Annotated in this window: 22 protein-coding genes and 1 tRNA gene; 15 read left to right on the top strand and 8 right to left on the bottom strand. The window is 70.8% G+C overall.

Annotated features, from left to right (window positions below; all coding sequences use genetic code 11):
* Nucleotides 1–14: 14 nt before the first annotated feature.
* The 5 genes from ACSYGN_RS16655 to ACSYGN_RS16635 all read right to left on the bottom strand — a co-directional run bounded on the left by ACSYGN_RS16655 (nt 15) and on the right by ACSYGN_RS16635 (nt 7178).
* Nucleotides 15–1094, bottom strand: coding sequence for a 2-oxoacid:ferredoxin oxidoreductase subunit beta (locus ACSYGN_RS16655; RefSeq protein WP_460396345.1), 1080 nt, complete (start codon nt 1092–1094; stop codon nt 15–17).
* Nucleotides 1087–3015 carry a 2-oxoacid:acceptor oxidoreductase subunit alpha gene (locus ACSYGN_RS16650; RefSeq protein WP_460396343.1) on the bottom strand — a complete coding sequence of 643 codons (1929 nt, stop codon included), beginning with the start codon at nt 3013–3015 and terminating at the stop codon, nt 1087–1089. The genes ACSYGN_RS16655 and ACSYGN_RS16650 overlap by 8 nt, the downstream gene beginning before the upstream one ends.
* A gap of 373 nt (nt 3016–3388) precedes the next feature.
* Nucleotides 3389–4060, bottom strand: coding sequence for a LuxR C-terminal-related transcriptional regulator (locus ACSYGN_RS16645; protein ID WP_460396341.1), 672 nt, complete (start codon nt 4058–4060; stop codon nt 3389–3391).
* A 184-nt stretch (nt 4061–4244) separates the two neighbouring features.
* Nucleotides 4245–5771 (bottom strand): sensor histidine kinase, encoded by a 1527-nt coding sequence (locus ACSYGN_RS16640; RefSeq protein ID WP_460396339.1) that lies wholly within the window; start codon nt 5769–5771, stop codon nt 4245–4247.
* Nucleotides 5772–5900: 129 nt separating this feature from the next.
* The gene (locus ACSYGN_RS16635) at nt 5901–7178 is read right to left on the bottom strand and encodes a sensor histidine kinase (protein WP_460396337.1); all 1278 of its coding nucleotides are present in this window, start codon (nt 7176–7178) and stop codon (nt 5901–5903) included.
* 283 nt (nt 7179–7461) lie between these two features.
* On the opposite strand from ACSYGN_RS16635, the gene ACSYGN_RS16630 reads away from it, so the two are divergent.
* The 12 genes from ACSYGN_RS16630 to ACSYGN_RS16575 all read left to right on the top strand — a co-directional run bounded on the left by ACSYGN_RS16630 (nt 7462) and on the right by ACSYGN_RS16575 (nt 19616).
* Nucleotides 7462–7881: an NADH-quinone oxidoreductase subunit A gene (locus ACSYGN_RS16630; RefSeq protein WP_460396335.1), complete on the top strand. Its 420-nt coding sequence runs from the start codon at nt 7462–7464 to the stop codon at nt 7879–7881.
* On the top strand, nt 7872–8624 hold the full coding sequence (locus ACSYGN_RS16625) for an NADH-quinone oxidoreductase subunit B (protein ID WP_460396333.1): 753 nt from the start codon (nt 7872–7874) through the stop codon (nt 8622–8624). Before ACSYGN_RS16630 ends, ACSYGN_RS16625 begins: the two co-directional genes overlap by 10 nt.
* On the top strand, nt 8621–10375 hold the full coding sequence (locus tag ACSYGN_RS16620; protein WP_460396331.1) for an NADH-quinone oxidoreductase subunit C: 1755 nt from the start codon (nt 8621–8623) through the stop codon (nt 10373–10375). Before ACSYGN_RS16625 ends, ACSYGN_RS16620 begins: the two co-directional genes overlap by 4 nt.
* A complete protein-coding gene (locus tag ACSYGN_RS16615) occupies nt 10372–11340 on the top strand; it encodes a complex I subunit 1/NuoH family protein (RefSeq protein ID WP_460396329.1) in 969 nt (322 codons plus the stop codon). Before ACSYGN_RS16620 ends, ACSYGN_RS16615 begins: the two co-directional genes overlap by 4 nt.
* Complete coding sequence (locus ACSYGN_RS16610; RefSeq protein WP_460396327.1) at nt 11340–11951, top strand: NuoI/complex I 23 kDa subunit family protein; 612 nt, start codon at nt 11340–11342, stop codon at nt 11949–11951. The genes ACSYGN_RS16615 and ACSYGN_RS16610 overlap by 1 nt, the downstream gene beginning before the upstream one ends.
* Nucleotides 11948–12640 (top strand): NADH-quinone oxidoreductase subunit J family protein, encoded by a 693-nt coding sequence (locus ACSYGN_RS16605; RefSeq protein ID WP_460396325.1) that lies wholly within the window; start codon nt 11948–11950, stop codon nt 12638–12640. Before ACSYGN_RS16610 ends, ACSYGN_RS16605 begins: the two co-directional genes overlap by 4 nt.
* The gene (gene nuoK, locus ACSYGN_RS16600; protein WP_460396323.1) at nt 12640–13020 is read left to right on the top strand and encodes an NADH-quinone oxidoreductase subunit NuoK; all 381 of its coding nucleotides are present in this window, start codon (nt 12640–12642) and stop codon (nt 13018–13020) included. The genes ACSYGN_RS16605 and nuoK overlap by 1 nt, the downstream gene beginning before the upstream one ends.
* On the top strand, nt 13017–15011 hold the full coding sequence (locus tag ACSYGN_RS16595) for an NADH-quinone oxidoreductase subunit 5 family protein (protein ID WP_460396321.1): 1995 nt from the start codon (nt 13017–13019) through the stop codon (nt 15009–15011). The genes nuoK and ACSYGN_RS16595 overlap by 4 nt, the downstream gene beginning before the upstream one ends.
* Nucleotides 15012–15017: 6 nt before the next feature.
* Nucleotides 15018–16592, top strand: a complete 1575-nt coding sequence (locus ACSYGN_RS16590) for an NADH-quinone oxidoreductase subunit M (RefSeq protein ID WP_460396319.1) — start codon at nt 15018–15020, stop codon at nt 16590–16592.
* Nucleotides 16589–18088 (top strand): NADH-quinone oxidoreductase subunit N, encoded by a 1500-nt coding sequence (locus tag ACSYGN_RS16585; RefSeq protein WP_460396317.1) that lies wholly within the window; start codon nt 16589–16591, stop codon nt 18086–18088. The genes ACSYGN_RS16590 and ACSYGN_RS16585 overlap by 4 nt, the downstream gene beginning before the upstream one ends.
* Nucleotides 18089–18363: 275 nt before the next feature.
* On the top strand, nt 18364–19227 hold the full coding sequence (gene htpX, locus ACSYGN_RS16580; protein WP_460396315.1) for a zinc metalloprotease HtpX: 864 nt from the start codon (nt 18364–18366) through the stop codon (nt 19225–19227).
* Nucleotides 19224–19616, top strand: coding sequence for a YccF domain-containing protein (locus ACSYGN_RS16575; RefSeq protein WP_460396313.1), 393 nt, complete (start codon nt 19224–19226; stop codon nt 19614–19616). Before htpX ends, ACSYGN_RS16575 begins: the two co-directional genes overlap by 4 nt.
* A 171-nt stretch (nt 19617–19787) precedes the next feature.
* Here ACSYGN_RS16575 and ACSYGN_RS16570 read toward each other — a convergent pair whose 3' ends face one another.
* Nucleotides 19788–21032, bottom strand: a complete 1245-nt coding sequence (locus tag ACSYGN_RS16570; protein WP_460396311.1) for an APC family permease — start codon at nt 21030–21032, stop codon at nt 19788–19790.
* Between the two features lie 188 nt (nt 21033–21220).
* Here ACSYGN_RS16570 and ACSYGN_RS16565 point away from each other — a divergent pair, with 188 nt between their 5' ends.
* Nucleotides 21221–21487 (top strand): GlsB/YeaQ/YmgE family stress response membrane protein, encoded by a 267-nt coding sequence (locus ACSYGN_RS16565; protein ID WP_460396309.1) that lies wholly within the window; start codon nt 21221–21223, stop codon nt 21485–21487.
* Between the two features lie 107 nt (nt 21488–21594).
* On the opposite strand, the gene ACSYGN_RS16560 is transcribed toward ACSYGN_RS16565, so the two are convergent.
* Nucleotides 21595–22083: a YajQ family cyclic di-GMP-binding protein gene (locus tag ACSYGN_RS16560; protein WP_460396307.1), complete on the bottom strand. Its 489-nt coding sequence runs from the start codon at nt 22081–22083 to the stop codon at nt 21595–21597.
* 223 nt (nt 22084–22306) lie between these two features.
* On the opposite strand from ACSYGN_RS16560, the gene ACSYGN_RS16555 reads away from it, so the two are divergent.
* Both ACSYGN_RS16555 and ACSYGN_RS16550 read left to right on the top strand, forming a co-directional pair.
* Nucleotides 22307–22388: transfer RNA gene (locus ACSYGN_RS16555), tRNA-Tyr, on the top strand.
* Between the two features lie 122 nt (nt 22389–22510).
* Nucleotides 22511–22723, top strand: a complete 213-nt coding sequence (locus ACSYGN_RS16550; RefSeq protein WP_460396305.1) for a hypothetical protein — start codon at nt 22511–22513, stop codon at nt 22721–22723.
* A gap of 58 nt (nt 22724–22781) precedes the next feature.
* Here the strand turns inward: ACSYGN_RS16550 and ACSYGN_RS16545 are convergent, their stop codons facing one another.
* Complete coding sequence (locus ACSYGN_RS16545) at nt 22782–23438, bottom strand: SDR family oxidoreductase (RefSeq protein WP_460396303.1); 657 nt, start codon at nt 23436–23438, stop codon at nt 22782–22784.
* Nucleotides 23439–23460 lie beyond the last annotated feature (22 nt).

Here is a 23460-nt window from a genome sequence, read left to right as displayed (position 1 = left end):
GACCGTCGTACTGCTCAGCCGACGACCGTCCAGGTGTCCCCGCCCGCCAGCAGGGCCGCCAGGTCGCCCTTGCCGCGCTGCTCGATCGCGGTGTCCAGCTGCTCGGCCATCTGCGTGTCGTAGACCGGCCGGTCCACGGACCGGAACACACCGATCGGAGTCTGGTGCAGCGTGTCCGGGTCGGCCAGCCGCGACAGCGCGAACGCCGTGGTCGGGGAGGCGGCGTGCGCGTCGTGCACGAGGATCCGCTCCTCGTTCTCCGGCGTCACCGTGACGACCTCCAGATCACCCGTCACGGGGTTGCGCACGACGCCGCGCGCGCCGTCGACACCGAAGCGGACCGGCTGCCCGTGCTCCAGCCGGATCAGCGCCTGTTCGGCCTGCTGCTTGTCCTTGAGGGCGTCGAAGGCGCCGTCGTTGAAGATGTTGCAGTTCTGGTAGATCTCGACCAGCGCCGTACCCGGGTGCTGCGCCGCCTGCCGCAGCACCTCCGTCAGATGCCTGCGGTCGGAGTCGATCGTACGGGCGACGAAGGAGGCTTCGGCGCCCAGAGCGAGGGACACCGGGTTGAAGGGGGCGTCCAGCGAGCCCATGGGGGTCGACTTGGTGATCTTGCCGACCTCGGAGGTGGGGCTGTACTGGCCCTTGGTGAGGCCGTAGATCCGGTTGTTGAACAGCAGGATCTTGAGGTTGACGTTGCGGCGCAGCGCGTGGATGAGGTGGTTGCCGCCGATGGACAGCGCGTCGCCGTCACCGGTGACGACCCAGACGGACAGATCACGCCGGGAGGTGGCCAGACCGGTGGCGATGGCGGGGGCGCGGCCGTGGATGGAGTGCATCCCGTACGTGTTCATGTAGTACGGGAAACGGGACGAGCAGCCGATGCCGGAGACGAAGACGATGTTCTCCCTGGCCAGACCGAGTTCCGGCATGAAGCCCTGCACGGCCGCCAGGACGGCGTAGTCGCCGCAGCCGGGGCACCAGCGCACTTCCTGATCGGTCTTGAAGTCCTTCATGGACTGCCTGGCCTCGGCCTTCGGCACCAGGGAAAGTGCCTCGATCGTGCCCGTGCCTTCCGTGGACGTCTCAGCCATCGATGGCCTCCTTGAGCGCCGCAGCGAGCTGCTCCGCCTTGAACGGCATGCCGTTGACCTGGTTGTACGAGTGGGCGTCGACCAGGTACCTCGCCCGGATGAGGGTGGCGAGCTGACCGAGGTTCATCTCGGGGATCACCACCTTGTCGTAACGCTTCAGCACCGTGCCCAGATTCCTCGGGAAGGGGTTGAGGTGGCGCAGATGGGCCTGCGCGATCGGCACTCCGGCCCTGCGCAGCCGCCGCACCGCCGCGGTGATCGGCCCGTACGTCGAGCCCCAGCCGAGCACCAGCGTGGGCGCCTGCTCCGGGTCGTCCACCTCCAGGTCCGGCACGTCGATGCCGTCGATCTTGGCCTGGCGGGTACGGACCATGAAGTCGTGGTTGGCGGGGTCGTAGGAGATGTTGCCGGTGCCGTCCTGCTTCTCGATGCCGCCGATGCGGTGCTCGAGGCCGGGCGTGCCGGGGACGGCCCAGGGGCGGGCGAGGGTCTGGGGATCGCGCTTGTACGGCCAGAAGACCTCGGTGCCGTCCTCCGTGGTGTGGTTCGGGCCCTGCGCGAACTGCACCCGCAGGTCGGGCAGCTCGTGCAGTTCGGGGACGCGCCACGGTTCGGAGCCGTTGGCGAGGTAGCCGTCGGAGAGGAGGAGGACCGGGGTGCGGTAGGCGAGCGCGATGCGCGCCGCCTCCATGGCCGCGTCGAAGCAGTCGGCGGGGGTGCGCGGCGCGACGACGGGCACCGGGGCCTCGCCGTTGCGGCCGTACATGGCCTGGAGGAGGTCGGCCTGCTCGGTCTTGGTGGGCAGACCGGTGGACGGGCCGCCGCGCTGGATGTCGACGACGACCAGCGGCAGCTCCAGCGACACCGCGAGCCCGATGGTCTCGCTCTTGAGCGCCAGACCCGGCCCGGAGGTGGTCGTGACGGCGAGCGAGCCGCCGAAGGCCGCGCCCAGAGCCGCGCCGATGCCGGCGATCTCGTCCTCGGCCTGGAAGGTGCGCACGCCGAAGTTCTTGTGCTTGCTCAGTTCGTGGAGGATGTCCGAGGCCGGGGTGATCGGGTACGAGCCGAGGTACAGCGGCAGATCGGCCTGTCGGCCGGCGGCGATCAGGCCGTAGGCGAGGGCGAGGTTGCCGGAGATGTTGCGGTAGGTACCGACCGGGAACGCCTTCGAGGCCGGGGCCACCTCGTAGGAGACCGCGAAGTCCTCGGTGGTCTCCCCGAAGTTCCAGCCCGCCCGGAACGCCGTGACGTTCGCCTCCGCCAGTGCGGGCTTCTTGGCGAACTTCGACCTCAGGAACTTCTCCGTCCCCTCCGTCGGCCGGTGGTACATCCAGCTCAGCAGGCCCAGCGCGAACATGTTCTTGCAGCGCTCGGCCTCTTTGCGGGTGAGGTCGAACTCCTTCAGCGCCTCGACCGTCAGCGTCGTCAGCGGCACCGGATGGATGCTGTAGCCGTCGAGCGAGCCGTCCTCCAGCGGGCTGGCCGGGTAGCCGACCTTCTGCATCGCGCGCTTGCTGAACTCGTCCGTGTTGACGATGATCTCCGCGCCCCGCGGCAGATCGCCGATGTTCGCCTTGAGCGCGGCCGGGTTCATCGCGACCAGCACGTTCGGCGCGTCACCGGGGGTGAGGATGTCGTGGTCGGCGAAATGCAGCTGGAACGACGAGACGCCGGGAAGGGTGCCGGCAGGCGCGCGGATCTCGGCCGGGAAGTTCGGCAGGGTGGAGAGATCGTTGCCGAACGACGCGGTTTCGGAGGTGAAACGGTCACCGGTGAGCTGCATACCGTCACCGGAGTCTCCGGCGAACCGGATGATCACCCGGTCGAGCCGGCGGACGTCTTTCGCCCGCACCGGTGTGGGCTGCTCTCCTGTCACGGCTCCGTCGGCGGGCTCCGCTGGGCTGCTGACCTGGCTGGTCACTGAACTGGACCTCCCTCGAGGCGGGTGTCTGGGAACGGCCTTCCCACAGGTGCTCCCAGCCCCAACCCTACGTCCGTTAGGTTCGCCTTCCTTCGCCCGTTCGGATGATGGACGACACATTGGGACGAGCGCCGGCACGAGCATGGGCGCGAGCGCTGGGGTGGGTGCGGGGACCAGCGACAGGACTGACGCCGATACGGCCCGACCCGTCCAGGCGGCCCGAAAACCTGACTTGTCACGTTTTGCTCGCCTCCGGCTCATCCCGAAAGACGCTTCCGAGCGCTCTGCGGTTCACGGTCCGCCGCCGGGATCCCGGGGCGAGTGCCGCGGGGCCGGCGGCGGCCGACTCGTTATCTGACACGGTGTCAGATGGTCAGGAGTTCAGGTAGGTCAGCACCGCCAGAACACGCCGGTGGTCTCCGTCACTGGGTGACAGGCCGAGCTTCAGGAAGATGTTGCTGACGTGCTTCTCCACCGCCCCGTCGCTCACCACCAACTGCCTGGCGATCGCCGAGTTGGTCCGCCCCTCGGCCATCAGCCCCAGCACCTCCCGCTCCCGCGGGGTGAGCCCGGCCAGCACATCCTGCTTGCGGCTGCGCCCGAGCAGTTGCGCCACCACCTCCGGGTCCAGTGCCGTACCGCCCGACGCCACCCGCACCACCGCGTCCACGAACTCCCGGACCTCGGCCACCCGGTCCTTGAGCAGATAGCCGACGCCATGGCTCGAACCGGCGAGCAGCTCGGTGGCGTACCGCTCCTCGACGTACTGCGACAGCACCAGCACCCCGAGCCCCGGATGCGCCTTGCGCAGCTGCACCGCGGCCCGCACGCCTTCGTCGGTGTGCGTGGGTGGCATGCGCACGTCGGCCACCACCACGTCCGGCAGCTCGCCCTGCTCGTTCAGCTCCGTCACGGTCTTCACCAGCGCGTCCCCGTCGCCGACGCCCGCGACCACCTCATGCCCGCGGTCGGTCAGCAACCGGGTCAGTCCCTCCCTGAGCAGCACTGAATCCTCGGCGATGACCACCCGCACCCTGTACTCCACGATCTACGGCCCCCAGCCCGGCTTGCGCGCCCCGGGCCTCCTCACACAGCGGCCACAGGGCAGTCCAGGACCCAGCATTCCAGCATCCTGGCGCGTGTGTGCCGGTCGTGGGGGAGTGCGGGGGCGGGGGAGTGCGGTTTTCGGCCGTAATAGGGGGTATGCAGCTCAGCCGCGCCAGGGCAGCTCAGCCGCGCCAGGGCAGCTCTGCCGTGATCCGGGTGGGGCCGCCGACCGGTGAGTCCACCACCAGGACGCCGTCCACCGCGTCCAGCCGCTCGGCGAGCCCCGCGAGCCCCGATCCCGCGGTGATGTCGGCGCCGCCCCTCCCGTCGTCCTCGACCTGGAGCAGCAGCCGGTCGTCGGACCGCCACACGTCCACGGAGGCGGTCTTGGCGCCGCTGTGCTTGCTGACGTTCTGGAGCAGCTCGGAGACCGTGAAGTACGCGATCCCCTCGATCGCGGCGGCCGGCCGCTGCGCCAGGTCCACCTCCACCCGCACCGGCACGGTGCAGCGGGAGGCGACGGCGGAGAGGGCGGCGTCGAGGCCGCGGTCGGTGAGGACGGCGGGGTGGATGCCGCGGGCGAGGTCGCGCAGTTCCTGGAGGGCGAGCTTCACCTCGCCGTGGGCCTCGGTGACCATGGTCGCGGCGGCGTCGGGGTCCTCCAGCAGTTTCTCCTTCGCCAGGCCGAGATCCATGGCGAGGGCGACGAGGCGGGCCTGTGCGCCGTCGTGCAGATCGCGCTCGATACGCCGCAGATCCGCGGCCGCCGTGTCCACCACGATCCCCCGGTCCGACTCCAGCTCCACCACTCGCGCCGACAGCCTGGACGGCCCGAGCAGCCCGTGCACCATCAGCCGATCCACCATTGTCAGCGCCCGCACGATCCACGGTGTGGCCAGTGTGAACAGCAGACCCACCAGCGCCGTCACGGTGATCTCGAACGGGTTGTCCAGGTAGATCCGGTGGTGTGCGTCGCCGTAGAGCTGGAGACCGCCCTGCCCGCCGTACATCGGGAAGACCCAGAACCACAGCGGATACGTCAGCAGCGCCCAGCCGTACGCCCAGAAGTTCACGGCCACCACGAACGAGATCACCGACCACGGGAACTGCAGCAGCGCGTACAGCAGCGCCCGCCACGAGGTGCCGCTCCTCAGCACCGCCCCGATCCACGCCATCAGCCCAGTCCCGCGCATCCGCAGCGGCTCGGGCTCGGCCACCTCCAGCCGCAGCATGCTGCGCGCCCGCCCCCGCTCCAGCGCGCCGAAGCCCCGGCAGCCCGCCAGCGCGGCCGCCAGCACGGGGACGCCCAGGAAGGTGATCAGCAGGCCCGCGCCGAGCGACACCATCGTCACCGCGTAGACGAACGTGAGGATCCCGAGCGGCAGGCTCAGGAACACATAGCCCAGCTCACGCCAGCTGCGCCCCTCGAACGGCGCCCGCAGCACGGCGGGCACCCGCTGCCACCCGCTGCGGGAGGGGGAGTCGTCCTCCCGCCCGTACGGGTCCTGCTGCCCGTACGACCCGGATGACCCGTACGAACCGTACGACCCGTAGTTCGCGTACGCCGGGGGCACCGGGTGCACCAGGGGCACCGGGGGCACCGGGTGGTCCTCGTGGCGCCCGTCGTCCCCGTACTCCCCGTTCTCCCCGTACTCCCCGTTCTCCCCGTACTCCCCGTTCTCCCGGTACTCCCCGAAGCGCGTGGCCATCGCCGTCGTCCGTTCTCCTCGTCCCGCGACAGCCCTGCCGCCGCGGTTGCCGTGACCTTGCCTCCACACTGCTCGTCGGCAGGCCGCCGGACCATGGAGTCCGTGGGCCTCTTCGCCCGGGGGTTTTCCCTACCCCCTGGTGGCGGGCGCCCGGTCCCGCCAGGGCAGTTCCGCCGTGATCGTGGTGGGACCGCCCTGCGGGGACTCCACGACGAACAGGCCGTCCACGGCGTCCAGCCGGTCCGAGAGCCCGCGCATCCCGGAACCCCCGTCGAGGCGCGCCCCGCCCCTGCCGTCGTCCCGGACCTGGATGAGCAGCCGGTCGTCGGACCGCCACACATCGACGGAGGCGGTCTTGGCGCCGCTGTGCTTGCTGACGTTCTGGAGCAGCTCGGAGACCGTGAAGTACGCGATCCCCTCGATCGCGGCGGCCGGTCTCGCGTCCAGATCGGCCGTGACCTGCACGGGGACGGTGCAGCGGGAGGCGACGGCGGAGAGGGCGGCGTCGAGGCCGCGGTCGGTGAGGACGGCCGGGTGGATGCCGCGGGCGAGGTCGCGCAGTTCCTGAAGGGCGAGCTTCACTTCGCCGTGCGCCTCGGTGACCATGGCCGCCGCCGCGTCCGGGTCCTCCAGCAGCTTCTCCTTCGCCAGGCCCAGACCCATGGCGAGGGCGACGAGGCGGGCCTGTGCGCCGTCGTGCAGATCGCGCTCGATACGCCGCAGATCCGCGGCCGCCGTGTCCACGACCACCCCCCGGTCCGACTCCAGCTCGGCGATCCGCCGCTCCAACTCGTCCGAAGGCGACAGCAGTGCCTGCACCATCGCCCGGTCCGCGTTGGCCAGCCCGCGCGCCAGGAACGGCAGCAACGGCCACAACACGAACAGCGAGGTCAGCGTGACGGTGAAGGTGAGAACGCCCCAGGGCAGCCGTATGAGGTCGTACAGCACCGTGCGCCATGCCACAGGGTCCTTCAGCGCCATCCAGAGCCGCTGGAAGACCCCTTGTTCTCGCCGGTCCCCGTGCCCCGCCCGACCCTTCTTACGGCCCCTGCGGCCCTTCCCCGAAGGCAGCGGGCTCGGCTCGTCGATCCGCACCCCGAGCAGCGCCCGCGCCCTCGCCCGCTCCAGCCGGCCCAACTGGCGCGCACCCCACAGCCCCACCGCGAGCAGCGGGAACCCGACCACCGTCACCGTGAGGCCGCCACTGATCGACAGCATCGTCACCACATACACGAACCCCAGCAGCGACATCGGGAGATTCGCCAGCAGATGCGCGATCTCCTTCCAGGTCGCCGCGTCGTAGGCGAGACGGGGCGGCGGCAGAGGGGCGTCGCCGGTTTCCGGGTGAGCGGAGCGGCCCGCCGCGTACGGGCGTGACGGACCCGGGGCGGGGAAGCGTTCGGTCATACGGGCCAGCCTGCCGTGCGGCAGGCTCCCGCGCCATGAGGTCGGCCGCCGTGCACAACGGGGGAAAACCCCACTCCCGTGGCCCCTGCTGCGCAGGACTGCCGACCACGCCTTTATCAGGGCCTAGACTCCCGTGCGTACAGATCGTCGAACACAGGGTCCACCGACGTCACGCGGTACGCGCCGCCGGGCACGGGAGCCGTTCCTCGCGCAGCCGGATGCGGCGGGCGCGGCGGGGCGCGGCCATCGGGACCCCACGAGTCCAGGGAGCGAGGGACCCACGGTGCGGGAAGAGTTGCCGGACGCGCTGCACGGCACGACCGTCGTCGTCGCGGCGGACTACTTCCGGTCCTATTCGGCCGTCGGACTGCTCGCCGTCATCGGCATGCTGTTCGTCGCCGTCGCCTTCGGCGCCGGACGGCTGCTCAGGCCGGTGGTCCCCACCCCCGAGAAACTCCTGACCTACGAGTGCGGCGTCGACCCCGTCGGCGAGGGCTGGGCCCACACCCAGGTCCGCTACTACGTCTACGCCTTCCTCTACGTGATCTTCGCAGTCGACTCGATCTTCCTGTTCCCCTGGGCGACGGTCTTCGCCGCCCCCGGCTACGGCGCCACGACCCTCGTCGAGATGTTCATCTTCCTCGGCTTCCTGGCCGTCGGCCTGCTGTACGCATACAAGAAGGGCGTCCTGACATGGACGTGACCCCGGACACCGGCGGGCGGCAGCCCGTCGCGCTGCCCGAGCCCAAGAGGCTGGGTGTGCTCTCCCGGCTCGCTCCCGAGCCGATGAAGGTGGTCCTCAACTGGGGCCGCCGCTACTCCCTGTGGGTCTTCAACTTCGGCCTCGCCTGCTGCGCGATCGAATTCATCGCCGCCTCGATGGCCCGCCACGACTTCATCCGCCTCGGCGTCATCCCCTTCGCCCCGGGACCGCGCCAGGCCGACCTGATGATCGTCTCCGGCACGGTCACCGACAAGATGGCCCCCGCGGTCAAGCGGCTCTACGAGCAGATGCCCGAACCGAAGTACGTCATCTCCTTCGGCGCCTGCTCCAACTGCGGCGGCCCCTACTGGGACTCCTACTCGGTGACCAAGGGCGTCGACCAGATCATCCCGGTCGACGTCTACGTCCCCGGCTGCCCGCCCCGGCCCGAGGCCCTTCTCCAGGGGATCCTCAAGCTCCAGGAGAAGATCGCCGCGGAGTCCCTGGGCGAGCGGTACGGCGACAACGGCGGCGCCCGAGCCGGTGCCTCCGCGCGCCCCTCGGCGGCGGCACTGCAGAGCGGGCTGGTGACGCCTCCGCAGGCACCGGGCGGGGGCGCGGGTTCGGGGTCAGGGTCGGATTCGACTTCGGCTTCGGGGTCGGCTTCCGCTCGGGGTGCGGCTTCGGGTGAGGCGGGCCGAGAGGGCCAGGCGCCGGACCAGGGTGCGGAGGACGGACGATGACGGCGCCTTCCGGCTGGCTGCCCGCCCCCGTCGAGGAACTCTTCGGCCAGGAGGCCACGGCCGACGAGTCCTACGAGGTCCTGACGGTCGACGTCCCGCCGACCGCCTGGCTGGCAGCCCTGGAGACTGCCCGCGACCGGCTGGGCTGCACCTACTTCGACTGGCTCAGCGCCGTCGACGAACCCGGCACCGGCTTCCGCGTCGCCGCCCACGTCGTCGCCCTGGCGCCGGTACGCCGCCTCCTCGTCCGTACGACCGTCCCCCACGAGGCACCGGTCCTTCCCTCCGCCGTCGCGGTCTACGCCGGCGCGGGCTGGCACGAGCGCGAGACCCACGAGATGTTCGGCGTCACCTTCGAGGGCCACCCCGGCCTGCACCACCTCCTCCTTCCCGAGGGCTTCGAGGGCCACCCGCTCCGCAAGGACTTCGTCCTCGCATCCCGGGTCGCCAAGTCCTGGCCCGGCGCCAAGGAACCGGGCGAGTCCGACCACGGCGGCCCCAAGCGCCGCCAGATCCTCCCGCCGGGTGTCCCCGACCCCAACGAGTGGGGCCCCCTGAAGGGCCAGCTTCCCCCTGCCCCGGCCCGCCCCGCGCGAGCCCGGGCAACCGGCGACCGTCCGGCCCGCGCCGCGGGCGACCGCCCGGTCCGCCGCACCCGTACGGCGGCCGAAGGCTCGGCCAGCCAGACGAGCCCGGCATCGGCGGCACCCTCCACCGACACCGCCGCCGACGCGGGGGGCGCGACTCCAGCCGGCCCCCGCCGTAACCGGTCCGCCGGCGGAGGCTCGGCCTCCCAGCTGGCTGCGGCGGGAGACGCGGCCCAGGGGACCCCGGGCACGGCTGCCCCGGTGAGCCCTTCGGGTTCGGCAGCTCCGGCAGGTTCGGCAGCTCCGGCAGGTTCGGCAGCTCCGGCCGGTTCGGGTACTGCGGCGGGCTCGGGGGCTCCGGTGGACGCCGGTGGCGCGCAGAAGGCCCGGACTTCTCAGACCCCGGGCACCGAAGGCACCCACACCGGCAACGGCACCGAGGGAGCCCAGGGCACGGACGGAACCCGGAGCGGGGAGGGAACTCCCGGCACCGAGGGAGCCCAGAGTGCGGACGGAGCCGGAGCCGAGAGCACGGCAGCCCAGCACCCCGCCCCCGCCCCCGCCCCGAACCCGGCCTCACCCCGTCGGTCGCGGAGCGCGAGCGAGGGCTCGGCATCGCAGCGCTCCCCGGAGCCCGCGACAGACGAGCCCGGCACCCCGCCCGACCGGCCGACCACCGCATCCCGCAGCTCGGACGCCCCGTGGCACCACGCCCGACCGGCCTTCGACAAGGCCACTCCGACGGCCCCGGCCCCGGCCCCGATCGAAGAACCGTCGGCCGAGGAGCCCGCAGCCGAGGAGCCCCTCGTCACCGAGCCGTCGCCCGAAAAACTCCGGCCTGGCCAGGCACCGACCAGCGCACGGTCGGCCCAGGAGCCCACCGGGGAGCCCCCGGCAGCCGACGCCCCGTCGCCTGAGAAGTCCCTGCCCGGAGAGCCCCAGCCCGAGGAGCCGCCGTCGGCGAAGGGAATCCCAGCCGAGGGAACCCCGGTCGAGGAAACTGCGGCCGAGCGGCCTTCGGCCGAGGAGCCCCCGCCCGACGCCTTGCCCGAGCCCCCGGCTCCCGCCGCCCCGGACGCCCCAGCTTCCCCGGACGCCCCGCGCACCCCCGGTGACCCCGACGCGCCCCACACCCCCGAAGACCCCGCAGGAGGCCCGCAGTGAACGACGTGCTCGACGTCGCCCTGCGACTTGTGGCCGTCTTCGTCGTCTTCCTCACCTTCCCCCTGATCGTCGGTCAGACGGAGCACAAGGTGATGGCCCATATGCAGGGCCGCCTCGGCCCGATGTACGCCGGCGGTTTCCACGGCTGGGCCCAGCTCGTGGCCGACGGCGTGAAGTTCGCGCAGAAGGAGGACGTGGTCCCGGCAGGCGCGGACCGCCGTGTCTTCCAACTCGCCCCCGCTGTGTCCCTCCTGCCGTATCTGCTCGTCCTGCTCGCCATCCCGATCGGCCCGGGCGAGGGCGCCGTCGGTCAGGTCCTGGACGCGGGCATCTTCTTCGTGCTCGCCGTGATGGGCGTCGGCGTCCTCGGCTCGCTCATGGCCGGGTGGGCCAGCGCCAACAAGTTCTCCCTCCTCGGCGGTCTGCGCACCGCCGCTCAGCTCCTCGCCTACGAACTGCCGATGCTCCTGACCGCCGCCTCGGTCGCGATGGCGGCCGGCACGGTCTCGCTCCCCGGCATCGTGCACGCCTTCCACTGGTGGTGGCTGCCCTGGCAGATCACCGGTGCGCTCGTCTTCTTCGTGGCCGGTCTTGCCGAACTCCAGCGCCCGCCCTTCGACATGCCCGTCGCCGACTCGGAGATCATCTTCGGGGCGTACACCGAGTACACCGGACTGCGTTTCGCTCTGTTCCTCCTTGCCGAGTACGCCGGAATCGTCGTGCTGTGCGGTCTGACCACCGTTCTCTTCCTGGGCGGCTGGCACGGACCCTGGGGCGCCGACGGCCTCGGCTGGCTGTGGACCCTGCTGAAGACCGCGATCCTCTCCTTCGTCGTCATCTGGCTGCGTGTCACCTATCCCCGCCTGCGCGAGGACCAGCTCCAGAAACTCTCCTGGACCCTGCTCATCCCCCTCTCCCTCGCCCAGATCGCCCTCACCGGCATCGTCAAGGTGGTGATCTCCTGATGGCCGAGCCCGTACCGCCCACTCGGTCCCGCATCCCCGGCGCCGGCCTCGCCAAGGGCCTGGCCGTCACCCTGCGCACCATGACCAGGAAGACGGTCACCCAGCAGTACCCGGAGGTCCAGCCCGACCTTCCGCCCCGCACCCGCGGTGTCATCGGGCTGTTCGAGGAGAACTGCACGGTCTGCATGCTGTGCGCCCGTGAGTGCCCCGACTGGTGCATCTACATCGACTCCCACAAGGAGACGATCCCCGCGACCACTCCCGGCGGCCGGGAACGCAGCCGCAACGTCCTCGACCGCTTCGCCATCGACTTCTCCCTGTGCATGTACTGCGGTATCTGCATCGAGGTCTGTCCTTTCGACGCGCTCTTCTGGTCCCCGGAGTTCGAGTACGCCGAGACCGACATCCGCGACCTCACCCACGAACGCGACAAGCTCCGCGAGTGGATGTGGACCGTTCCGGCCCCGCCCGCTCTCGACCCCGGCGCGGAGGAGCCCAAGGAGCTCGCTGCCGCCCGCAAGACCGCGGAGAAACTGTCGGCCGCCCAGCCCGAGCCGACCCCGGAGCCCAAGTCCCGGCCCCGCACCGGACCACAGGAGGGAGACGAGTGAGCCTCGCCGCAGCCACCGCCTCGGTCACCGCGCCCGCGGCCCACGCCACGGCCGCCGCCCAGACCCACGGCTTCCTCTCCCCGACCGGTGTCGAGATCGCCTTCCTTCTCGTCGGCGTGGTCACCTTCGGCGCCGCCCTGATCACCGTCACCACCCGGCAACTGGTGCACGCCGCCCTGTGGCTCGTGGTGGCCCTCGGCGGTCTCGCCGTCGAATACCTGCTGCTCACCGCCGAGTTCATCGCATGGGTGCAGGTCCTCATCTATGTCGGTTCCGTGGTTGTTCTCCTTCTCTTCGGACTGATGCTCACCAAGGCCCCCATCGGCCGCTCCCCGGACGCCGACTCCGGGAACCGGTGGGCCGCCCTCACCGTGGCCGTCGCCGCCGCGGCCGCCCTGATCTGGGTGGTCACCGACGCCTTCCGCACCACCTGGATCGACCTCGACGGCCCGGCCGCCGGCTCCACCAAGACCACCGGCGCAAGCCTCTTCCAGAACTGGGTGCTGCCCTTCGAGGCGCTCTCCGTCCTCCTCCTCGCCGCCCTGGTCGGCGCCATCGTCCTGTCCCGCAAGGCCAGGGTGGAGGCGGAGAACAGCTCTCCCCCCGTGAACTCCCGACCCACCTCCGAGAGTTCCCCGTCCGTCCCGGATGCCCGGAAAAATCCGGCCGAGCAGGAAGGCGCCCGCTGATGCACCTCGCCTATCCCGCCGTCCTCTCCGCCCTCCTCTTCAGCACCGGTTTGTACGGCGTGCTCGCCCGCCGCAACGCGATCCTCGTCCTGATGTCCGTCGAGCTGATGCTCAACGCCGTCAACCTCAACCTGGTCGCCTTCGACGTGTGGCTCAGTAAGGCTGCCCGGGACACCCTGCACTCCGGCCAGGCCCTGACCCTGTTCACCATCACCATCGCCGCCGCCGAGATCGGCATCGGCCTGGCGATCGTCCTCGCCGTGTACCGCAACCGCGGCACCTCGGACATCGACCGGCTCCGCGACAGCGCCGAGGGCCACGAGCCCGACGGCACCGACAGCGAGGCCCCCGCGGCCGAGAAGGCTGAGGCCACCGCGTGACCACGACCACCCTCGCCGTCCTCGTCCCTCTCCTTCCGTTCCTGGGCGCGGCCGCCGGACTGCTCCTCGGCCGCACGGCCCCCGGCTTCGTCCGCCCGATCGCCGTCCTGCCGGTCCTCACCTCCTTCGTCCTGGCCGTCCTGGTCGCCGCGCGCCAGGGCGGCGGCCACGCGATCAACGCCTCCACCGAACTCACCCCGACCGGTTCGGTCCCCATCGATCTGGCCCTGCACATCGACGGCTTCGCCGCCCTCGTTGCGATCCTCGTCGGCGTCGTCGCCACCTGTGTGCAGATCTACTCGACCGCCTATCTGCGCGACGACCCGCGCTACCCCTCCTACGCCGCCCTCGTCTCCCTCTTCACCTCCGCAATGCTGCTGGTCGTCTACTCCGGCGACCTGATCGTGCTGCTGGTCGGCTGGGAAGTCATGGGCATCTGCTCCTACTTCCTCGTCGGCCACTACTGGGAGACCCCGGAGGCCCGCGCCGCCTCCATGAAGGCCTTCCTCGTCACCAAGCTCGGCGACGTGCCGTTCCTGATCGGCCTGTTCGCCCTCGCCACCGACGCGGGCTCCTTCAACATCACCCGCGTCCTCGGCGCCGTCGCCGACGGCCGGCTCAGCCACCCGACGCTGATCGCCCTGCTGCTCCTGGCGGGCGTGGCGGGCAAGTCCGCCCAGTTCCCGCTGCACACCTGGCTCCCCGACGCCATGGCGGGCCCGACCCCCGTCTCCGCGCTGATCCACGCCGCGACGATGGTCGCCGCCGGTGTCTACTTCGTCGCCCGTCTCCTCCCGGTCTTCGAGGCATCCTCGGCCGCGATGGTCGTCCTGTCCGTCATGGCCGGGATCACGATGGTCGGCTCCGGGCTCGCCGCACTCGCCCAGGACGACATCAAACGTGTCCTCGCCTACTCGACGATCGGCCAGCTCGGCTACATGACCGGCGCCCTCGCCGTCGGCGACCGCGGAGCCGCCGTCTTCCACCTCCTCTCGCACGGCGCCTTCAAGGCCCTTCTGTTCCTCGCGGCCGGTGTGGTCATCCACGCCGCCGGGACCAACTCGCTCAGTGCCATGTCCCGTATGGACCGGCTGCGCGAGCGCGTCCCCGACGCCTACTGGACGATGACCGTGGCGCTCCTCGCGCTCGCCGCGATCCCGCCGTTCAGCGGCTTCTTCTCCAAGGAGTCCGTCCTCGGGGCCGCCGAGAACGCCGCCAACGGCCACACCGCGGACATCCCCGGCGCCACGGGCTGGATCGTCCTGGTCACCGGCCTCGTCACGGCCGTGCTCACCGCCGCGTACGCGATGCGCCTGTGGCTGCTGGCCTTCCGCGGCCGAGGCGCCGCAGCCCCCGACCACGGCCGCCAGCCGCTGGCCATGACCGCCGTGCTCTGGGTGCTCGCCGTCCCCTCCCTCGCGTTCGGCGGGCTCGCCTACCGCACACTGCCCGACTGGTTCGACAGCCCCGACCTCACCCCGACCCTCGCCACGTCCGTGCTCGGCACGGGCCTGGCCCTGGCCGGCGGCATCGTCGCCTACGGAGCCTGGCGGCACCTCGCTGCGCTCAGGGCCGCCGTCCCGCTGGGCGCGGTCGCCGCCCACCCCGAGGCCGACGCCGCCGAGGTGGAGGCCGAGGCGATCGCCTCGCACCGGCCCGCCTACGGCGACCTGGCCTCCGCACCCGACCCCGCGGACCCGGGACGGCTGCTGCTCGGCCCGCTGCACCGCGCCGCGGCCGCAGGCTTCCACCTCGACGCCGTCTACACGGCGCTGTTCGTCCGGCCGGTCCAGGCCGGAGCGGAACTCGTACGGTTCCTCGACCGTGAGGTCGTCGACACCTACGTACGCGGCACGGCCGCCCTGCCTCGCTGGCTCGGCACCGCCGTACGACGTGCCCAGACCGGCAATGTGCAGACCTATGTGAGCGCGCTGCTCGCCGGCACCGTCGTCCTCACGGTCGCCGTCGTCCTTGTCGCCACGGGAGCGTGAGCAGGCGTGATCGATATCAACGAGTCCGTGATGCAGTTCCTTCTGGCGTTCATCGTCGTCGGGCCGCTCATCGGCGCCGCCGCGGCCCTCCTGCCCGCCCCGCCCGGACTGAAGGGGAAGTCACCCGAGCAGGCCGTACTGCGGCACGGCGTCACCGTGACCGGGGTCGTCCTCGCCGCCGCGATCGTCCTCGCACTCGGCTTCGACCACGACCATCCGTCGAAGATGCAGGCCACGACCGACATCAGCTGGATCCCCGCACTCGACGTACGGATCCACCTCGGCATCGACGGCATCTCCCTCCCCCTTCTGGTCCTGACCGCGCTGCTGACCTTCCTCTGCGCGCTCTACACGTACTTCAAGCCGCCCGCGGGCCCCGCGCCGAAGGCGCTGGTCGCGCTGCTGCTCGTCCTCGAGACCGGCACCCTCGCGACCTTCGCCGTCCTCGACCTGCTGCTGTTCTTCCTCGCCTTCGAGACCGTGCTGATCCCGATGTACTTCCTCATCGCCCGCTGGGGCGGTGCGGGACGGGCCCAGGCCGCGTGGAAGTTCATCCTCTACACGGTGCTCGGCTCCGTCGTCATGCTGCTCGGCCTGCTCCTGATCGGAATCAAGGCGGGCACCTTCGACATGGTGGCACTCGCCACTGACAACGGCCGGTCCCTCACCACATCCGTGCAGGTCATCGCCGTTCTGGCGATCGGTATCGGGCTCGCGGTCAAGACCCCGATGTGGCCGCTGCACAGCTGGCTGCCCGACGCCCACACCTCCGCGCCGACCGTCGGCTCCGTCCTGCTGGCCGGTGTGCTGCTGAAGATGGGCACGTACGGGTTCGTCCGCATCCTGCTCCCGGTGGCGCCCGACGGGTTCCGTACCTTCGCGCCGTACCTCGCGGCCTTCGCCGTCGTCGGCATCATCTACGGTTCCCTCGCCTGTCTCGCCCTCGCCAAGCAGGGCGCGAAAGGCGACCTCAAGCGGCTCATCGCCTACTCCTCCGTCGGCCACATGGGCTTCGTGCTGCTCGGCATCGCCACCATGACCCCGACCGGTGTGAACGGCGCGCTGTTTGCCAACATCGCCCACGGCCTCATCACCGGCCTCCTCTTCTTCCTGGTCGGCGCCCTCAAGGACCGCACCGGCAGCACCGATCTCGACACCCTCGCCGAAGGGACCGGCGCCGCCCTCTACGGCAGGGCACCACGCCTCGGCGGCCTGCTCGCCTTCGGCGCCGTCGCCTCCCTCGGCCTGCCCGGCCTCGCCGGATTCTGGGGTGAGATGCTCGCCCTGTTCGGCGCTTTCAAGCCGGCGGCCGCTCTCGACCGCGGCACCTTCCTCACCTTCATGGCGATCGCCGCGTTCGGGACCCTGCTCACGGCCGCGTACATGCTTGCCGTCGTCCGCCGCGTCTGCATGGGCCCCGTACTCGGACAGAGCCCGCAACTCGCCGACGTCCACACCTACGAGTTCGCGGCCTGGAGCCCGCTCGTCGCCCTCACCGTCGTGGCCGGGCTGTGGCCGAGGACCCTCCTCGGCCTGACCGACCCGGCCGTGCAGCAGCTCCTCGCAGGAGGCACCCGATGAGCTCCCTCGTCCAGTCCGTCGACTGGCTCGCCATCGCGCCGCCCGTCATCGCCGCCGTCACCGGCCTCACCGTCCTCGTCGCCGACCTCTTCCTTACCGACGCGCGCAAACCGCTGCTCGGCTGGGTCTCCGTCGCCGGACTCGCCGCCGCGGCCGTACTGCTGCTGCCGCTCCTCGACGGTGACCGCAGCACCTTCTGCGTCCCCGGGCAGCCGCAGGCATGCAGCTACACGGTGGACCGCTTCACCCTGGTGATCCAGTTCCTCGTGCTCGGCGGGGCCCTCCTCGCCGCCCTCCTGTCGGTCACCGGGCTCAAGGACGCCCGCGGCTCGATCCCCGAAGGCGAGTTCTGGTTCCTGCTGCTCTCCTCGGCCGCCGGCGCCGCCCTCCTGCCCGCCTCCCGAGACCTGGCGACCCTCATCGTCGCCCTGGAGGTCGCCTCCCTGCCCGCCTTCGCCCTCGTCGGCCTCAGGCACGGCGACCGCAAGTCCTCCGAAGCGGCCCTGAAGTTCTTCCTCTCCTCGGTCACCGCCACCGCGGTCAGCCTGATGGGCATCAGCTTCGTCTACGCCTCCACCGGCACCCTGTACCTCACCCAGGTCGCCCAGCGGCTCCAGCACATCGACGGACAGCTCCACACCCTCGCCCAGACCGGCGTCGTCCTCACCCTCATCGGCTTCGCCTTCAAGACGGCAGCCGTCCCCTTCCACTTCTGGGTGCCTGACACCTACGTCGGCGCGCCGCTGCCGGTCGCCGCCTATCTGTCGGTCGTCGGCAAGGCCGTCGGCTTCTCCGGCCTGATCCTTGTCACCGTCGTCGCCTTCCCGTCCTACGCCGATGTCTGGGGCCCGGCACTCGCCATGCTGGCCGCCCTCACCATGACCGTCGGCAACCTGGGGGCCTTCCGGCAACAGCCCACGCGCGCGTACAGCGCGGTACGGCTGCTCGCCTGGTCGTCGGTCGGCCAGGCCGGCTACCTCCTGGTGCCGATCGCCGCAGCCGGGTACTCCGACGACGCCCAGAAGTCGATCGGCTCCACGGTCGCGTACGCCCTCATGTACGCCGCCGTGAACCTCGGCGCCTTCGCCGTGGCCGCGCTCGTCGGCCGTACGAAGTCCCTCAACCGCGTCAGCGACTACCGCGGGCTGTACGCCTCCAACCCCTTGGCCGCCCTTCTGCTGGCCTTCTTCCTGCTGTGCCTGGCCGGGCTGCCGCCGGGCGTCATCGGCCTGTTCGCCAAGGTCACCGTCTTCTCGGCGGCCGTCGACGCGGGACTGGGCTGGCTCGCCGTCGTCATGGCAGTCAACGTCGTCGTCGCCCTCTTCTACTACCTCCAGTGGACGACCCTGCTGTTCCGCGCCCCCGAGGGCGAGCCGTCCAGGCACCGGGTCCCCGCGCCCCTGACCGCCGCGATCGCCCTGACCGGGGTCCTCGGCATCGCCCTCTCGGGCGCCCCCCAGCTGGTCCTGCGCTTCACCGCGACCGGACTCTTCTGACACACGGACATGTGACACGCGCGCGTGCGGGTATTCGGCTCGCCCGCGCGCGTGCATGCGTTTCCCGCCTCACCCGGACGGCCGAGCCCGCGGGTGCCCCGGAGCAGGGGAACTAGTGGCCCCCGCCTGGCGTTGACCAGTGCGGAAGGGTCCACTGGACGTGACACCACGACGCCGGTGGCACCGGAGGACGAACGAAGAAGATCAGCAAGCGAGACCAGCAAGCCACACCGCAGGCAAAGGGTTCCCCTGCTGCAGGACTTGGAGGGCGTACCGTGCACCGCCGGCACAACGGGCTCAGGACCGCAGTCCTCCTCGGGGGACTGTCCGCACTCATCATCCTCATCGGCAGCTTCTTCGGCCGCACCGGCCTGATCGTCGCGGTCCTCATCGCCCTCGGCACCAACGCGTACGCCTACTGGAACAGCGACAAGCTGGCACTGCGCGCCATGCGCGCCCGCCCGGTCAGCGAGTTCGAGGCCCCCGCCCTCTACCGCATGGTCCGCGACCTCTCCACCCAGGCCCGCCAGCCCATGCCGCGCCTCTACATCTCCCCGACCGAGGCTCCCAACGCCTTCGCGACGGGCCGCAACCCGCGCAACGCCGCGGTGTGCTGCACCGACGGCATCCTGCGCATCCTCGACGAGCGTGAACTGCGCGGCGTCATCGGCCATGAGCTCAGCCACGTCTACAACCGCGACATCCTGATCTCGTCGGTCGCCGGAGCCCTCGCCTCGGTGATCATGTTCCTGGTCAACTTCGCCTGGCTGATCCCGATCGGCCGCTCGGACGACGACGACGGCCCCGGCATCCTCGGCTTCCTGCTGATCCTGATCCTGGGACCGCTCGCGGCCTCCCTCATCCAGCTCGCCATCAGCCGCTCCCGGGAGTACGAGGCCGACACCTCCGGCGCCCAGCTCACCGGCGACCCCCTCGCCCTCGCCAGCGCCCTGCGCAAGCTGGAGACGGGCACGAAGCAGCTTCCGCTGCCCCCGGAACCGCGGATCGAGACCGCCAGCCACATGATGATCGCGAACCCGTTCCGGCCCGGCCAGGGACTGTCCAAGATGTTCTCGACCCACCCGCCGATGGCGGATCGCATCGCCCGGCTCGAGCAGATGGCAGGTCGTCACCAGTGAAGACAATCCTCAACATCATCTGGCTGTTCCTCAGCGGCTTCTGGCTGTTCCTCGGCTACCTCCTGGCCGGCGTGCTGCTCTGCATCACGATCATCGGAATTCCATTTGGCATTGCGTCCTTCCGTATCGGTCTCTACGCCCTGTGGCCCTTCGGATACACCACGGTGGAGCGCCGCGACGCCGGGGCACCGTCCTGCATCGGCAACGTCCTGTGGCTGGTCCTGGCCGGATGGTGGCTGGCACTCGCCCACATCGTCACCGGCATCGCCATGTGCCTGACGATCATCGGTATCCCGTTCGGCTTCGCCAACTTCAAGCTGATCCCCATCTCGCTGTTCCCGCTGGGCCGCGAGATCGTCCCGACCGACCAGCCGTTCGCGACCCGCTGACGGCGCGGGGTCGGCCGTACGGCCGGCGTCGTCCGCCGTCCCCCGTCCACAAGCGGCGGGTTGTCCACAGGCCCGGCCCGTTGTCGGTGGCGGCGTGCATCATGGACCCGTGACCGCCGCACGGTCACACACCAGGCCCTGAGACACCCGACCAGGCGTACGGCCGTACGGCTACTGCGCGACCCACCGTCGTACCCCGTAAACCACCACACCCAGTACCAGTACGCCCGCACCCGTCACCACCGACACCCACGGCAGGGCGAAGGCAAGCGTCACGCAGCCGAGCAGCCCCAGGACCGGGACCGCACGCGACACCGGAGCACCGCCGAGCGTCCAGGCGGAGGCGTTGGCCACCGCGTAGTACACCAGCACACCGAAGGAGGAGAAACCGATCGCGCCGCGCACATCCACCGTGGCGGCCAGGACCGCGACCACCGCGCCCATCGCCACCTCCGCCCGGTGCGGCACCGCGAAACGGGGGTGCACGGCCGCCAGTGCGCCCGGCAGATACCGGTCCCGGGCCATCGCCAGCGTCGTCCGCGACACCCCCAGGATCAGCGCCAGCAACGACCCCAGCGCGGCCACTGCCGCACCCGCCCGCACCACGGGCACCAGCCCCGGTACCCCCGCCACCCGCACTGCGTCCGCCAGCGGCGCGGCGGCGTGCCCGAGGCCGCCCGGCCCGAGCACGGAAAGGACGGCGAACGACACACACGCGTACACGACCAGCGTGATGCCCAGCGCGATGGGAATTGCGCGGGGAATGGTGCGCGCGGGATCCCGCACCTCCTCGCCCAGCGTCGCGATCCGCGCGTAGCCGGCGAATGCGAAGAACAGCAGCCCGGCAGCCTCGAGCACACCTCCGGCCGCCCCCGACGACCAGCCGATGCCCAGCCGCCCGGCGTCCGAGGCATCGGATCCCAGACACACCACGACCACGGAAGCGAGGACCGCCAGCACCACCGCCACGATCACCCGCGTCAGCCAGGCCGACTTCTGCACACCGCCGTAGTTCACCGCGGTCAGCGCCACCACGGCCGCGACGGCCACCGCATGCGCCTGCCCCGGCCAGACATACGCACCCACGGTGAGCGCCATGGCCGCGCACGACGCCGTCTTGCCGACGACGAACGCCCAGCCCGCCAGATAGCCCCAGAACGGTCCGAGCCGCTCCCGCCCGTACACATAGGTGCCGCCCGACTGCGGGTAGCGCGCGGCGAGCCGGGCCGAGGAGTCGGCATTGCAGTAGGCCACGAGGGCTGCGACCGCGAGTCCCAGCGGCAGCGCCGACCCTGCCGCCCGGGCCGCCGGGCCGAGCGCGGAGAAGACACCGGCACCGATCATCGAGCCGAGGCCGATGACGACGGCGTCGCGGACGCCCAGGGTGCGGCGCAGCGAGCCGCCGGTCTGTGTCATGGCCCCGCACCTTAACGGCCGACGCAACCACCAGGTGTTGCCATGACGTCCTCCTCGGCAACACGGCACGAACACATACGCGACAACTGCAAGCGGGACACTGGGCGCGCATCGGGGCACAGCGCCTCCAGACTCGGATCACAGTGCCGGGACAGTGCGAACACAGCACGGAGGGGCAGGTTCACGGCATGACCATCATCGGCTGGATCATCCTGGGGTTGTTGGCCGGAGCCATCGCCAAGTTCCTGCTGCCGGGGCGCGACCCGGGCGGCTTCATCGGTACGACCCTCATCGGCATCGCGGGGGCGTTCATCGGCGGCTGGATCTCGGCCAGGTGGCTGGACCACCCGATCACCAAGGACTTCTACGACACCGCGACCTGGGCGTCGGCAGTCGGCGGCGCGCTGGTGCTGCTGATCGTGTACCGCATCCTGTTCGGCAACTCCCGCGACTGACGGTCCGGACCCGGCTCGTCGAACAAGCCGGACCAGCGGCACAAGAGGGGTGGGCACCGCCGCGGTACCCCACCCCTCAGCGTCGCTGTCGGCTACCGGCCGCAGTCCTACCGGTAGTTGACGAACTGCAGGGCGAAATCGAAGTCCTTGCCCTTGAGGAGAGCGATCACGGTCTGGAGATCGTCGCGGCTCTTGGAGCTGACGCGCAGTTCGTCACCCTGCACCTGGGCCTTGACGCCCTTCGGCCCCTCGTCGCGGATGATCTTCGCCACCTTCTTGGCGTTGTCCTGGGAGATGCCCTCCTCGATCGTCGCGAAGATCTTGTACTCCTTGCCGGAGAGCTGGGGCTCACCGGCGTCGAGTGCCTTCAGCGAGATACCGCGCTTGATCAGCTTGGACTGGAAGACGTCGAGGATCGCCTTGACCCGCTCCTCGGAGTTCGCCTCCATCAGGATCTTCTCGCCGGACCATGCGATCGAGGCACCCACACCCTTGAAGTCGTAGCGCTGCGAGACCTCCTTGGCGGCCTGGTTGAGGGCGTTGTCGACCTCCTGCCGCTCGACCTTCGAGACGATGTCGAAACTGGAGTCGGCCATGTCCTGTGGCTCCTTGTATCGGGGTGCGTTCGGGGTGCGTATCGGCGTGCGTGGGGCGGCCGCCGAGCCCGGTGAAATGCCGGGCCGCATCCGCACAAGCCTAGCCATCCCACGCCGCCCCAGCGCAGATCAATCGGGTGGCGAACCACCCCTCGGCATCGGGTATTGTTTACGTCGTTGCCAGGGAGCACCGCCGCAAAGCGGTTCGAACGGCGATACCCCCGGCGGTGTGCCCGAGCGGCCAAAGGGAGCAGACTGTAAATCTGCCGGCTCAGCCTTCCCAGGTTCGAATCCTGGCGCCGCCACTCTGGGGAAAACCCCCTCTCATCTGCGGAGACGCAGACGGGAGGGGGTTTCTTCGTTTGTGGGGTGCCTGTGGGGCGGAGTGTTCGGCTGCGGCCGAGGGCTGGGCGGGCACACTGAGGCCATGTCGTCACGTCGCAGAAACTGTCCCGAGTGCCGCCGGGAGATCGCCGTCGTCGCCGGGCGATATGCGCGGCACGATCCGCCGGGAGCGCGGGAGACCGGACAGTTGATCTCCTGCCCGGGATCCCGGCGGGCGGCGGAACTCGGAGCGGCGCAGCCGTCGTTGGACGGGTACGAGGTGCCGGAATTTCCTGGGCAGCTGCCTCTGTTCTGAGCCGTCCGGGGCGGGCGCGGGAGCCCGGTGCCGTCGTACCGCCCGCGCCGGTCCGTGGTCAGTTGCCCGCCACCGACTTCACCGCCACCGACACCGGCGTCGACCCGCCGATCAGCTCCAGCACCAGCCCGGCCGTCGCCGACGAGTCCACCAGCTCCGCCAGCACGGCGGCCACGTCGTCGCGTGGCACCATGCCGCGCCCGGTGTGCGCCTCCAGCCGCACCAGACCCGTGCCGGCGTCGTTCGTCAGCCCGCCGGGGCGCAGGATCGTCCAGTCCAGGGCGTCCAGACCGGTGACATAGGCGTCCGCCTCGCCCTTGGCGCGCAGATAGACGTCGAACACGTCATCGCCCGGACGGCCCGGGTCCGCGCCCATCGAGGAGACGACGACATGGCGCCGTACACCCGCGCGCACCGCCGCGTCGGCGAACAGCACCGCCGCCGCGCGGTCCACCGTGTCCTTGCGCGTCGCGCCGCTGCCCGGGCCCGCGCCCGCCGCGAAGACGACCGCGTCCGCCCCGCGCAACTGCTGCGCGACCTCCTCCACCGACGCCGACTCCAGGTCCAGTACGACCGGTTCGGCGCCCGCCTCCCACAGATCCGCGGCCTGCTCCGGCTTGCGGACGATGCCCGCCACCTCGTCCCCACGCGCCGCGAGCAGCCGCTCCAGCCGCAGCGCGATCTGACCATGACCCCCAGCGATGACAATGCGCATGTCTTTGACCGTACGCCCGAGA

Source organism: Streptomyces sp. YIM S03343 (assembly GCF_054729195.1).
The sequence above is the reverse complement of the archived record's forward strand: the minus strand, read 5'-3'. Positions and strand labels throughout refer to the sequence as shown.